Source organism: Gemmata algarum (genome assembly GCF_034097035.1).
Classification (GTDB): Bacteria; Planctomycetota; Planctomycetia; order Gemmatales; family Gemmataceae; genus Gemmata; species Gemmata algarum.
This window is the reverse complement of record NZ_JAXBLV010000161.1, coordinates 1-276: the sequence shown is the minus strand read 5'-3', so window position 1 is coordinate 276 and position 276 is coordinate 1. Positions and strand designations below refer to the sequence as shown.

At 67.4% G+C, this 276-nt stretch carries 1 protein-coding gene; it reads left to right on the top strand.

The genetic code is table 11. The features are described 5' to 3' along the window. Positions 1-27: 27 nt before the first annotated feature. Positions 28-276 (top strand): helix-turn-helix domain-containing protein (locus R5W23_RS12625; RefSeq protein WP_320686628.1); only part of this gene is annotated, 249 nt, incomplete at its 3' end.

Here is a 276-nt window from a genome sequence, read left to right as displayed (position 1 = left end):
TAGGGGGGTATCCGACCGGGGGATGCCATGAACGCGCTGTCGATGGACTTGCGGAAGCGGGTGCTTGAGGACTGTGATGCGGGGATGGGAACCACAGCCGTCGCGGAGAGGTACAAGGTGAGCGCGTCGTGGGTACGCCGTCTCAAGCAGCGGCGTCGGGAGGACGGGCGCATCGAGCCCGGGTCGTGCCGCAACAACCGGGTGCCCCAACTCGACACCCCGGCCGAGCGGATCCGCGAGGTCATCGCTGCAACGCCCGACATGACCCTCGAAGAG